Annotated in this window: 15 protein-coding genes; 4 read left to right on the top strand and 11 right to left on the bottom strand. The window is 51.0% G+C overall.

What is annotated here, in order from left to right; translation table 11 throughout:
• Positions 1–10: 10 nt before the first annotated feature.
• The gene (locus On2M_RS02525) at positions 11–367 is read right to left on the bottom strand and encodes a hypothetical protein (RefSeq protein WP_210904298.1); all 357 of its coding nucleotides are present in this window, start codon (positions 365–367) and stop codon (positions 11–13) included.
• 800 nt (positions 368–1,167) lie between these two features.
• Between On2M_RS02525 and On2M_RS02520 the strand changes: the two genes are divergently transcribed.
• The 4 genes from On2M_RS02520 to On2M_RS02505 all read left to right on the top strand — a co-directional run bounded on the left by On2M_RS02520 (position 1,168) and on the right by On2M_RS02505 (position 4,998).
• Positions 1,168–1,977 carry a class I SAM-dependent methyltransferase gene (locus On2M_RS02520; protein WP_210904297.1) on the top strand — a complete coding sequence of 270 codons (810 nt, stop codon included), beginning with the start codon at positions 1,168–1,170 and terminating at the stop codon, positions 1,975–1,977.
• Between the two features lie 262 nt (positions 1,978–2,239).
• The gene (locus On2M_RS02515; protein ID WP_210904296.1) at positions 2,240–3,013 is read left to right on the top strand and encodes an alpha/beta hydrolase; all 774 of its coding nucleotides are present in this window, start codon (positions 2,240–2,242) and stop codon (positions 3,011–3,013) included.
• A gap of 288 nt (positions 3,014–3,301) precedes the next feature.
• On the top strand, positions 3,302–3,724 hold the full coding sequence (gene umuD / locus On2M_RS02510) for a translesion error-prone DNA polymerase V autoproteolytic subunit (protein WP_210904295.1): 423 nt from the start codon (positions 3,302–3,304) through the stop codon (positions 3,722–3,724).
• The gene (locus On2M_RS02505) at positions 3,724–4,998 is read left to right on the top strand and encodes a Y-family DNA polymerase (RefSeq protein ID WP_210904294.1); all 1,275 of its coding nucleotides are present in this window, start codon (positions 3,724–3,726) and stop codon (positions 4,996–4,998) included. The genes umuD and On2M_RS02505 overlap by 1 nt, the downstream gene beginning before the upstream one ends.
• Before the next feature lie 493 nt (positions 4,999–5,491).
• Here On2M_RS02505 and On2M_RS02500 read toward each other — a convergent pair whose 3' ends face one another.
• From On2M_RS02500 to On2M_RS02455, 10 genes are all read right to left on the bottom strand, one after another.
• Entirely contained in the window at positions 5,492–5,818 is a 327-nt protein-coding gene (locus On2M_RS02500; RefSeq protein ID WP_210904293.1) for a DUF3085 domain-containing protein, read from the bottom strand.
• A 76-nt stretch (positions 5,819–5,894) separates the two neighbouring features.
• On the bottom strand, positions 5,895–6,794 hold the full coding sequence (locus On2M_RS02495) for a hypothetical protein (protein ID WP_210904291.1): 900 nt from the start codon (positions 6,792–6,794) through the stop codon (positions 5,895–5,897).
• Between the two features lie 73 nt (positions 6,795–6,867).
• Complete coding sequence (locus tag On2M_RS02490; protein ID WP_210904289.1) at positions 6,868–7,776, bottom strand: hypothetical protein; 909 nt, start codon at positions 7,774–7,776, stop codon at positions 6,868–6,870.
• 70 nt (positions 7,777–7,846) lie between these two features.
• On the bottom strand, positions 7,847–9,796 hold the full coding sequence (locus On2M_RS02485; protein WP_210904287.1) for a zincin-like metallopeptidase domain-containing protein: 1,950 nt from the start codon (positions 9,794–9,796) through the stop codon (positions 7,847–7,849).
• Between the two features lie 87 nt (positions 9,797–9,883).
• Positions 9,884–10,342, bottom strand: coding sequence for a hypothetical protein (locus On2M_RS02480; RefSeq protein WP_000115421.1), 459 nt, complete (start codon positions 10,340–10,342; stop codon positions 9,884–9,886).
• A gap of 77 nt (positions 10,343–10,419) precedes the next feature.
• Positions 10,420–10,716 (bottom strand): hypothetical protein, encoded by a 297-nt coding sequence (locus tag On2M_RS02475; RefSeq protein ID WP_247604914.1) that lies wholly within the window; start codon positions 10,714–10,716, stop codon positions 10,420–10,422.
• Positions 10,713–11,165 (bottom strand): hypothetical protein, encoded by a 453-nt coding sequence (locus On2M_RS02470; RefSeq protein ID WP_210904286.1) that lies wholly within the window; start codon positions 11,163–11,165, stop codon positions 10,713–10,715. Before On2M_RS02470 ends, On2M_RS02475 begins: the two co-directional genes overlap by 4 nt.
• 17 nt (positions 11,166–11,182) lie before the next feature.
• Positions 11,183–11,392: a hypothetical protein gene (locus On2M_RS02465; protein WP_000018145.1), complete on the bottom strand. Its 210-nt coding sequence runs from the start codon at positions 11,390–11,392 to the stop codon at positions 11,183–11,185.
• Between the two features lie 370 nt (positions 11,393–11,762).
• A complete protein-coding gene (locus On2M_RS02460) occupies positions 11,763–12,143 on the bottom strand; it encodes a hypothetical protein (protein WP_210904285.1) in 381 nt (126 codons plus the stop codon).
• Positions 12,144–12,238: 95 nt separating this feature from the next.
• Positions 12,239–12,541: a hypothetical protein gene (locus On2M_RS02455; protein WP_210904284.1), complete on the bottom strand. Its 303-nt coding sequence runs from the start codon at positions 12,539–12,541 to the stop codon at positions 12,239–12,241.
• Between the last annotated feature and the right edge of the window lie 147 nt (positions 12,542–12,688).

Genomic DNA, 12,688 nt, shown 5'->3' with positions numbered 1-12,688 from the left:
TTAACATCCATTATACCCCCCCCTGCAAAATTATTTTGAAAATAGCAATTACATCATAACCAATCATTACCACCGTGGCGAAATAAAGACCCACCCCATCAATTTTAAGCAGCAGGGCATCATTTTTATTTATTTTATCCACTTTAATTCGATCTGGCTCGGTTTTTATATCATCGTAAACAAGGAAAGCAGATGAAAAAATTGCAACCATAAACAGAGGGATGGCAAGCAGTGTCAACATATAAATATGACCGTACTGGTAAATAATGTACCCCGTGATTTGAGCAAAAATAGCAGCTATAAAATAGGGCTCACTTCTTTTACTTTCTCTTTTGACCTTTTCTTCAAGTTCTTTATCAGCTTCCATTGTCACCTCAGTTATTTCGGAAAATTTTCATCAATATCAAATCATTGAAAATTTAATTTCACACGTCAAAAAACCCAATATTTAGTGAAATTACCTTCGTTATTTTTTCTCTTTTCAATTGTTCACTCAAAACCTTCTATCTATTTGCAAAATAATATCAAATACTGCAATAGATTATTAAAAAGGAAGAATGTTAATTTTCTAGCATAAAAAAAAGGCAAAAATCTATATATAAATAGAACATTATTAATGGACGGTATAAAATGATAAGCACCTAATTTCCAGCAACTCTGCGATACAATGTAAATGATATAAAATCACTCTCGTAACACATCTTGGAAGATTTTATATTTATATACGACATATTGTGCTTATGATGACAATCTTTGTTACTAAAGAGGCCATTTAGGATATAGAATCTATGGTCATCCGATATCTAACTGACCTCTAAATACAGCGCCAAAGCTTACAGTTCGGGCTCCCCGATTAAGCCAGAAGCGGCTGTAGTGTTAATTGGGTTATCTGGTGCTGAGAGCTTGCTTAGCCGCAAAGCATAAAAACATGTCTCTGGTTGCTCTGACCTTTACCCTGACAACATTCCTTTTCTTCAGTATGGCTGATGCAAAGTGAGAGATAAAATGGGTGTAGTGGATCACGTTGTTCCGATCGCGACATGGATGCAGATTAGGATATAGGTTCATATCAAAGGATAACGCCCGACAGGCATTACCGCGTGCTAACCCCGAAGTATGCCGGGCACACACCAATGTATCGCTAGTCTGAAATACAGGAGAAAGAGGATGCAAAAGCACATTCCCCTTAAGGAAGGGCGGGCTCTGTTTGGCAGAGATACCAATGCCTATGAACAGGGCAGGCCTGATTACCCGTTACCTATATTTGCATTACTTAAAGAGTATTGCGGGCCAGAAATCTGCCGGATGGCTTTCGAAATTGGGCCAGGGACCGGGCAAGCAACGGAACATCTTCTCGATATGGGATATCAGGTAAAAGCAGTCGAACCTGACCACAATCTGGCTATAAGATTAAAGGAAAGGCTGAGTCAGTATTCTCAGGATTCATACTCGATTATTAATTCCACTTTTGAGGAGGCAATACTACAACCGGGCTGCTTTGATCTGGGGATTGCAGCCACCTCTTTCCACTGGATAGAACCCGTGAGCGGACTCAAAAAGATATTCCAGCTTCTGCGCCCCGGTGGATGGTTTGCCATGTGGTGGAATGTTTTTGGCGACCCACATAATGCGGATGTCTTCATGAAAAGAACAGAGCACTTGTTTGCTCCCCTTAGTGCCAGTCCTTCACATAAAGCGGGTCACCACTATCCTTACCCACTGCAAAAAAGAGAGAGGCAAGATGATCTGGCAAAAGCCGGGTTTACCGGAATAATTAGTGATGAGTTTAGATGGGAAGCAGAAATGGATGCCCGACAGACCAGACAATTGATTTCAACATTTTCACCGGTTGCGCGACTAAGTGAGGCAAAACGCAAGCGATTGCTCAATGAGATAGAGAGAGTTGTGAAAAAGGATTTTGGAGGAAAGGTTAGGCGTAACTTTGTTACCGCTATTTACCTTGCAAGGAAACCTTAGACCTTGTAAATAATTCTGTGTAACTGCCCCCTTTTTAAAAAGCAGTCAAACTCTCAGCGAATCGCCGGTGCATCCCACAGGCCGTTTCCCGTCAGTGGCCCACGGCTCCGCACATGATAGACGTTAAACTAAACGTATGTGATCACCATCTCATGCTAAGAGGCAAATGCACAACAAAAGAAAAACAGCGGCCTGTATTAACCATTTCAGAATTCAGTAAGACTGATTTTGTATATTCAGAAAGGATAAAGCAATGCGAATAATGACTGAGGGAATTAACTGGTATTACACACTGGCAGGACAGGGAGAACCAGTCCTTTTTCTGCACGGCGGGCTTGATACCTGCGTCAATTACACGCGTTTACTGACAGAGCTGGAGGACAGGTTCAGCGTCATTGCCGTGGACCGTCGTGGCCACGGCAGAACAGCAGACACGGATGCGCCTTTCGACTGTGCCCTGATGGCCAGAGAACTGGCTGCATTTCTCCGCGAAATGAAACTGCCCCCGGTTCATATCATCGGCTGCAGCGATGGGGCAAACATTGGCCTGCATATGGCAGCAGGTTTTCCGGAGCAGGTAAAAAGTCTTATCGCGGTCTCGGGAAATTATAAAGGACGATCCGGCATGTCAGACGGGTGCCTTGCCATGTTTGACGCCTTGTCAGTGGGGTTTGTGCAGGAAACCATGCCGGACATTCTCAGACAGTATGGCGAACTCAATCCCGCCCCCGAACCGGAAACCTATATAGCAAAAACAAAACGAATGTGGAACCAGGAGAGTGTCATCAGCCAGGAGTGCCTTGCAGGCATAAGTGTGCCTGTACTTATTGTCGGCGGGGACAGGGATATGGTGCTGCCGGAGCAGCTTCTGGAAATGAAAACGCTTATTCCGGATGCCTCCTTACTGATATTGCCGTATTGCGGGCATTATATTTTTCAGGATTTCGCATGGAGCTCCACTGCAGCATCCACCGTACAACTGTTCAAGGAATTTATGACAACGCGTTTCTCCGGGCATAACACGATCTTTATGTGAGGGGGAAGTTTGAAGATCGGAAATTGCGGTATCGCATTTAGGTTATCCGATAAAGGTCAAATTCCTGACAACACCTTATAACGTGGGAGTACACCCCATTGCGATAGGTAAGCCTGTTCAAAAAAGGCTTACCGGGCAATACACGTGGTTCAGTCTTAATGGCAACCTTAGCGTAAACTTTAATTCCCGTTGCTTCAGCCAGTTATCAGAAAAATCCAGTCATCGATTTGAACGTAACAATTTATACCTGCATACTGTATATGCATACAGTTATTTTTGAGGTATAACATGCTGCAATTTATTCCCATAGCCTCCATTCAAGAAGCGTTAAAAATCCCTTTGTTTACAGAGCGATGTGCTGCCGGTTTTCCTTCTCCAGCAGCTGACTATACAGAAGAAGAGCTGGATCTGAATGCGTATTGTATACGTCGTCCCAGTTCGACTTTCTTTGTTCGGGCGATTGGTGATTCGATGCGGGATATGGGTCTACATTCTGGTGATCTTATGGTGGTCGATAAAGCCGAAAACCCCATGCAGGGAGATATTGTCATCGCGGAAACAGATGGCGAGTTCACCGTTAAGCGCCTGCAGCTAAAGCCCCGAATCGCCCTGTTGCCGATGAATCCTGCATACCCCATCCTCTATCCAGAAGAGCTGCAGATATTCGGTGTCGTGACCGCATTCGTACACAAAACCCGGAGTGGAGACTGATGTTCGCCCTGGCTGACGTCAACAGCTTCTATGCCAGCTGTGAGAAAGTATTTCGTCCCGATTTGCGTAATAAGCCAGTTGTGGTGCTCAGTAATAACGATGGATGTGTTATCGCGCGTTCAAAAGAAGCGAAGCAACTGGGCATTAAAATGGGAATTCCGTGGTTTCAATTGAAATCGACCGAATTTCCTGTGCCTGTCGTTGCGTTCTCGAGTAATTACGAACTCTACGCGTCGATGTCGAACCGCGTTATGGCTCATCTCGAAGAATTGGCTCCTCGCGTTGAACAGTACTCTATCGACGAAATGTTTCTCGATATCAGTGGTATAGACAGCTGCATCGATTATGAAGACTTCGGCCGACAGCTACGCAAGCACGTGTGCTCCGGAACGGGGCTGACAATTGGTGTCGGGATGGGGCCTACCAAAACGCTGGCTAAAAGCGCGCAATGGGCATCCAAAGAATGGCCACAGTTCGGGGGCGTACTTGCCCTGACATCACACAATCCTAAACGAACGGAGAAACTGCTCTCACTGCAGCCTGTGGAAGAAATCTGGGGGGTTGGCCGCAGGATATCCAGGAAACTGGGCACAATGGGTATCACTACAGCTCTACAACTGGCACGCGCGAACCCTGTATTTATCAGGAAAAATTTCAACGTTGTGCTGGAAAGAACCCTCCGGGAACTCAACGGAGAAAGCTGTATTTCACTGGAGGAGGCTCCGCCACCCAAGCAGCAGATTGTCTGCAGCCGATCCTTTGGGGAGCGCGTCACGACTTATGAAGCCATGCGCCAGGCAGTCTGTCAGTATGCTGAGCGTGCAGCTGAAAAACTGCGCGGCGAGCGGCAGTTCTGCAGGCAGATTGCTGTATTTGTGAAGACGTCACCGTTCGCGGTGAACGAACCGTATTACGGGAATGTGGCCATTGAGAAGCTGCTGACTCCCACGCAGGATACCAGGGACATCATAGCTGCAGCGGTAAAAGCACTGGATAGGATCTGGGTGAATGGCCATCGATATGCAAAAGCGGGTTGCATGCTCACTGATTTCACTCCTACTGGGGTTTCGCAGTTGAACCTGTTCGATGATACTCAGCCCCGAAGCAACAGCAGTCAACTAATGAGAATCGTGGACGGCATTAACCAGTCAGGACTGGGAAAAGTGTGGTTTGCGGGACGAGGCATTGCTCCTGAGTGGCAAATGAAAAGAGAGCTACTCTCTCCAGCTTATACCACCCGCTGGGCTGAATTACCTGTTGCACGATTGCGCTGAATCAGCTCATTTAGATTCAGCGAAAAAGACTGAATTACGTGGTTGAAAATCATACATCGCCATCTGAAGAACTGTTATTGTTGTGCCGATAACCATTCTTTTAATGTGAGTATGAACAAGAGAGATTTAAATGAGAATAAACATTCTATTACTGACCAGTCTGTTAGTAGCCGGCCCAGCGCTGGCAGGAGAAGCTCACGTTTGTAAATCACAGACGGTAGAGAACTCTGCGGCGAATGCCGAGTTGACTGATAACACGGTATTTAAATGCGGCGAAAGTATTTCCGGAACTATCCCGGCACTAGCCCGGGAGGGGTGGAAAATTGTGCAACAGACAGATCAGGCAGATGTCACCGATCCATCAAAAACATACGCACAATTGATAATCCAGAAAGATTAGTACCCTCTGTAAGTAGCGTTACCCTTCAGTGGCCCCTGACGGGGTTAGTCCCGTCAGGGTAAGATTAACGCGGGTCACAAGACCCGCGCTGGTTTAACACTCGATCTTAAATGACTCGTTACTGGCCGTGATATACAGTGGTTTACTCTCGTTCAGAATACGGTTAATCATGCTTTCCGTCAGATTTATCGACTCACCAAAATCATCACCCCCTACTTCTGCCCGGGCGGCATCCCACCAGGCCTCATCCTTTTCCGGATGGCATCCCTTCGCATAAGCCACTTTTCGGCCTCGCGGAGTGATCTCACCGGTTTCAGACATAATGTAAATTCCATGGTCCTTCACCAGTACCACGCCACAGTGGTTTTTACGGGCCTCAAGCAGTACAGGTTTTAAGTCTTTTGCGCTGAATTTCAGCATGATGTTTCTCCTGTCAAAAATAAGGGGAGAAACACCCCACCGGGGAGTATTTCTCCCCGATGGGTTTATCGTTAACTTATGCAGCCAGTCGCGGCTGCTGTGGTACCGGCTGATCAATCACCGGCGGCTCAAACTGCTCACGTACCCAGCTGATGGCCTGGCTCATCGCCTCGCCGTAGTCCTTGCCGGTTAACCGGTTAATGTTATCCACCTCAGTATCCCAGGGGAACGACGCCAGCAGTGCGCCATTTTTGTAGTACACGTTCACCACAAAGCAGACCGGCGTAAACAGCCCGTCTGCGACTTTGTCGACCCAGGACATGATGTATTCCGGATTGAACTCCAGAATGTCAATTTCATCGATATCCTGCTGTCCCACAAATAAACGCAGTGAACCGTACTCCCCGCGGAATTCGCGCAACTGCCGCGGCTCTGTCGTGCAGTTCGCCACAAAGCGGCACAGTTTCCGGTAGCAGTGCTGCGTGATGTCCTGCAGCTGCTCTGCCAGCCAGGTCTCAAACCGGTGCCAGTAACGCACCGTGTGGCTGAACGTCGCCTGCGGAATACGCCGGTGTGCCGGTAAATCCTGCTGGCCGGTCACCCGCAGATACGTTTCCTCATCCGCCTCCGTCAGCGCCGTGGGGTTCCCCTTCAGCAGCAGGTCACACTGACCGCTGCTGTGAGGATGAACCCGCGGCAACCAGTCCGGTTGCTCTGCCTCCTTCGACAGCGTATCCAGTCCGGCTATCCACAGTGTCAGCACCTGCCGGCAGCGCGCCAGCGTAGCTTCATCACTGTCCAGCCCGGACAGCATAGCCTCCATCACCGCCATCAGTTTTTCCCGGGTGAATAATATCCGGGAGTTTACGTAGTCGGAGTGACTGCCCCGCAGCTGCCAGGTGATATCCTCTTCGGTCACATCCAGGCTCAGCCGTTCTGAATAATGCTGGCTGATGTATTCGTCAATAATGCTCATGGGAAAATCCTCTCTGGTTTTATTAAGGGGATTTCCCTCTCAGGGGAAAATCCCCTGAGGGTAAAGTTGTTAATCAGGCAGCCAGTTTCAGTACCGGCCGGGTTAAAGGTATCAGGGTGAGTGAGGTTCTTTCCTGGCGTATCCAGTCCAGCGCCTCACTGACCACATCCTGCCAGTCGCTGACATGGGGATGCTCCACGTCAATTACGTCGGTGTCACGCGTGAAGACGTTCAGTTCCACATCGTTGCGGTATATCACCCGCACCTCAAAACGTACCGGGGTCAGATTACCGGCCATGATTTCCTCCAGATAATCTTCCAGGGACGCATCGTCATATGCGTACAGATACTGACACTCGTTTATATCGCGCCCGGTCATATGCAGCTCGATGCGCCCGAAGGCCAGGTTAAAACTGCGTACCTTACGGGGCTCCACGTGCAGCCGGCGAAAAAGGCGGCTGAGTTGTACCAGGCAACGGTCTTCCGTCTGATACAGTTCGCGGGCCACCCACGCCATAAAACGCGTCCAGTAAGGCAGCGTCGCGGCAAGCTGTTCCCGGGGGAACTGCTCCCCGGACAGTAAATGACCCTGGGCGGTCAGCCGTAAAAATGCATCATCCGGCAGCGCCAGCAGTGCCTGCGGGTCCCCCGGCAGCAGCCGATCAATCCGTCCACTGCACTCCGAAATTGTCCGGGGCAGTATCGACATATCCTCAGAGGTCATTGCCAGCGCATCAAGGCCGCGTATCCACAGCGTCAGAATACGCTCTGCCTGGCGGCACTTTTCCCGCAAATCCGGGTTGAGCGCCACCTCATCGAGCATAAACTGCATCACGGACAACAGCCGGTCACGGTCCAGAACCATGTCAGTATTGACGTAGTCCGATTCACGGTCATCCACCTGGTAAAAAATCTCCTCAGCGTTCACACTGAGGCCCGGTGTTTTACTGAGTTGCCGCTGAATATAAAAACTGGGCAGCATAAGTGACTCCTGTAAAAGACAGGGTTCTCCCCGCAGGGAGAACCCTGTCGGGGTGAAGTGAAAAAATCAGCTACGCCGCCTGACGTGTCCGTTCTGCCTGCCAACGATGGTGCCAGTGCCCCAGGACAAACATCGGCGTCGCCATTTCCCGCTTAATTGCCACGGTCAGGCTGTTGCCGGTGGCCACAATGGCCGGGATACCCATCAGGGACAGCTGGATGTAACACATCATCGCCGCCACCGGGTCAATATCCACGCAGTACACCATCATCTGTTTCTGAGGATTAAACCCCGCCTCCAGCATGGCTTCCGCCATCGCCACAATCATGCCACCCGCCCCACAGGCCGGGTCACTGACGGTGATGAAGTCACGCTCACCGGAGGTGAGCACCGACAGCCGGTCACTCAGGGTCATACGTGACATCGTGTAACAGACATTGTACGGGGTGAAGTACTGCCCATGACGGGTATTACCCAGCTCAAGGTTCATAAAAATCTGCCCGAGAAAATCTGTCGGACAGAATTCCAGCCCCTCAATCACCTCCGCCAGCAGGCGGGACATGTTATTCGCGTCCTCCCGGGAATAACGGCCCACGCGCTGCATATAGTCCGCTTCGAAAGCTTCATCCCGGTGAATGGCGTTGTACAGCGAGCAGGCTGCCATATGGACAAAATCACTGAAAACCTGCCAGCGATTCTCATCCGGTGCCGTCTGGTTAAACAGGCTGACAAACCGCTGCACGTGCGGGTTGGCCTGCCCCCGACGCGCCGCCCAGGGCAGCGCCACCACATTGTCATTCCCGTCCGGATCATCTGGTCCGTCATCGTTCGCCGCCCCCTCGCCTTCCGACACCACCGGCGCCGGTAACAAAGGTAAACCGTCGGCCTGTTCCGTATCCGCATTCTTCTCCGGCATACCGGAGGGCGCAGGAACGCGGTAACAGGTCAGCAGTTCAGGACGTATTTCAGACAACGTCAGTATTTCACTGTCCGGACCGGCTTCGCTGAGAAACAGCGACCGCTGAGGCTGGTCGCAACGTTCCCACTGGTAAATACGGGCCAGCGCATTAATCGCCATCAGAGGCGTAATACCACACTCAAGATGGTGCTCAACCACACTGCGACAGCCCAGCGTGGTGTCGTCGAGAGGAAAGCCGTAATGCGTTTCAAGAATCAATGAGGCCATCTTCTGCCACATCTCCACCGTGGTCATCGCGGGTCTTCGCCCACACAGCCACGTCATCGCCCTGCGGGCCGCATCCGCCGCCTTAAAAAGACGCCACGTGTCGTCGTTTAAAAATGACGCCCAGGGAGCCACGTCGTGCCGGGAGGGATGTCTGCCAGGCAATCCAAGGGACGCCGTCAGAAAAGCAGCGCCCAGTTCAGCCACCAGGGCCTCATGAACCTCATCGGTACGTGTATCCACTGTTAATCCGAAGCGATGTAAGCGCTGCGGATGTCCGGTAGCCTGAACCAGCAGATTCAGTATGTCCTGCCAGTATGTCTCCTCTCCGGCATACGATGCCGCGGGTGGAAGCTCAATCCGGTCATGCAATGCCCGGTATACCGGCAAAACGTTGTCCCTGTGGATCACGGGAACCCCACTGTTCTGAAGCAGGTCGCGGATCACATTCAGTGACGGCTGAGGTCGTGGAGACAGTGGCCACCCCGGTTGCAGCGTATCCGGCAGACCATCACACTGTTCAGGGTTAATTACCTTGAAAAGCGATAACGAAGGCCGGTAGCGGACCAGTGTGACTGGCTTTTCACCGGATCTGACCTGACCGCCCAGTTGGCGGAGGTCATCTCCGGTCAGCCACCTTCCTGAACGAAGCGAACGCTGCTGCATGGCCTGCCACAATAACAGTACGTTAATACCGGTAAACGGCACGCCCGTAAGCGCGTGTTCCGGTAACCCGGGAATTGTGCCCCGCCACGGTACCTGGCCTGCAGCCAGGCTACTGATAAGTCGGCCGGAGATAAACCGGCTGATATCATCCGGATGTAACGGTGTGTTCATATACTCTCCTGAAAAAAAGGGAGAGCGCCCCACAGGGAGTCACTCTCCCTGCGGGATAAGGTTCAGTAACGCAGGATGCGTTCGTGATTACGGTACCAGCCGGCCAACAAATCCGAGGATACGGCCAGGCAATGTCGCCAGCTCCTGTCCGATCAGCAAAAACTGCTCAGGATGAAAGTGACCATATAGCAACACTGATGTCACCACGCCCGTTAAGGTCATCCCCAGCAGCAGGCGGTTACGCCGCCGCCGGAACTGCGCCTCTTTTTGCTGTACCTGCAGATGCAGGTACAGCCCCAGCGTCTGCAGCTCGGCAAAGCGGGCAAATTCTTCCCGCCGTAAGGCCTCACATGCCTCGTCATAGCGCAGCAGCTCCGTCGGATGGTTCTTCTTCAGAAAGCTGCGATAACCGCCATCCCTCATAGTGTGATAATGTCGGTCAAATTCCGCCTGTAACCACTGGTTGAAACGGTTACGGGTTCTTCGAAAAACTTCCGGTTCTGCTACTGTGGATGCAGGGGTTTCGTTAGTAGTCATTACGCTCATACAGACTCCTTTTGAGTAAAAAAATCTGACGGCGTCCCCCTCACGGGTTTCCCCGTCAGGGTAGGTGGTAAAACTGATTAACGATCGAAAGTGAATGTCACCTGACCGTCTGAATATTCACGTTTAATACATACGTTCTGCCACAGTGGGGCATGAAGGTCACCATCAGGCGGGAGACAGAAATAGCCAAACTCCACTATTCTCTGCCCCAAAGGCACCTGACTGAGTGCCTGAAAACCGTGGTATATCAACCGCTGCAGCCGTTCGTTTTCACAATCCGTAGCCTGGGGGTAATTTACCAGTTGTTCCCAGACCGGCTCCTCGATAGCGACGGCCGGCGGCGTGCTGCTCAGCAGCGCCATCATATCCATCATGCGGCCTCATCATTAACCGGGGCTGTTGTCACTACGTCAGTAACCAGCACTGACACTGGAGCATTCCGCCGGTTCTGCCGCCGGTGCCGGCTGCCAAGAAACCGCAGCAACATCTGCTCAGCCACCATCACGGATTCCCTGTCGTCTACAAATTGTCGCTCGCTGTAATACGGCTCCGCAGCCTCTTCACCGAAGTAAAGCAGCTCCACGCCGGGTTTCAGCGCATCCCTGAGCCGGAGAACAACGGCCCGACCGCAGAACTGGCCATCATCGGCCAGCTGCCAGCGACCGGTATACACCGTTCGGGGGCGCCAGTCGGAGGCCTGCAGTCTGGCCTGTCTTCGACGATATAACACCGAAATACCGTGATACACCGTCAGCCCGGTCCAGCGCATGACGCGCCAGAGATGGTGGAACAAAAATACAAACAAGCGGGTGGTTAACATCATTGTGAATCTCCTTCTTCTCAGAACAGACGCAGCACCAGTAACAACATTGCCAGCATGAGGGTTCCCGCCAGCTTCAGCAGGAGCATCAGGCCAATAAGCTTTATCAGTGCTGCTCGGTCGCGGGAATAACACTCCTCATGCACCAGATGGCGTACGCGGTTTTCCTGCTCCGGAGTCAGTGTGTTGCCGGTTTTTTCACAAACCGACGGAAGGTGAATGTGAGACATAGGATCCCTGTAGAAATAAAGGAACCTGCCCCTGACGGGGCTGGGCCCCGGGGTGTGAAACAAAACAATACGACCCCGTCAGCAACGACGGAAAATATGAATAATGGAATTATCAACCCATATCAGGCCTCCTGCGTAAAATGCGGGAGCCCTGGCGGGCATCCCCGCAAGGGTAAAAAAGTTGATACTATGGCATTCTCGGTCTTTCAACCTCCAGCTGTTCCCTCATCGGGTTGCCACTGACAGACGAAAGACAGGAATGGTTAGCCGGTAATGTTCCAGGGAGCACCGCAAAACAACGGCAGCGCTCAGCCAGCCGACCCAGACAGGCCTGTAGTACAGACCTCAAAAAGTTAAAAACAATCTCATGCTAAGCAGGAACATACAGCCAGCCATCAGCTTCTGCAGCGCATATAGCCCGGTCTGCCCGGGCTTCATTGCGCCCCAGAAGAACAGCCTGTGTCCAGACGGGTTCACACAACATTCTCCCCATATGTTCAATCGAGCCAGTCAGTTCATGTCCGGCTGTTGTCAGAACGTCAATATCTTCTGATTCAAGCCTTTCCATAAATTCACCAAAAGCCATACCACAGTTGAATACCGCACATTCAAGCTCCGGTTCCTCCTGCCTGTCATCATAAAGCGGATATAAACCGGCGTTCAGAGAAGCCTGGATACTCACCAAATCGCCCTCAATCAGTGAAAGCCAGATCAAAACGTCAGTACGGTTTTTCAGTTGATAAACGTTCATAAATCCTCCTGTCAGAACAGCAACAGAGGGATTTACCCCCTACGGGGAAAAATCCCCTGTTGGGTGGAAACGTTAATGCAGTGGAAATTCGTATTCTAATCGGTCAGTTCCCAGGCATAGCGAAGATGTGCAAGTTCAAGTGCCTGGGAGTACGCGGTATTCATGGCACAATGAAATGAATCAAACTCGCCACAATCCACCACCTGTTCATAGCGTGGATTCATCCAGCCGGAACGTTTGTTCACGACTGCGTGAAAATGGTCGTTATCATCCAGCCAGACCTCCGCCTGAAAACGCAGATAACCGGTGTGATTGGCGATCCATTCACTTTTGCCATGACGTATACGTGGCAGTGCCTTATGCAGAATACTGACCAGAGAAGTCAGAAAGATGTTCATAGTTTTCTCCAGAAGTAAAACGGAGAAAACCATCACCGTATCGGGGAGGCTTTCCCCGATGGGCAGGATGTAAGATTTGTGGTTTAAACGTCTCAAAGCGAGCGATACGAACGAGCGCTGCACTGGCTTTTTGTTGCGCTTCCTTCA

The organism is Citrobacter sp. On2M (assembly GCF_018035235.1).
Lineage (GTDB): Bacteria > Pseudomonadota > Gammaproteobacteria > Enterobacterales > Enterobacteriaceae > Citrobacter > Citrobacter meridianamericanus.
This window is presented reverse-complemented; position numbering and strand designations above follow the sequence as displayed.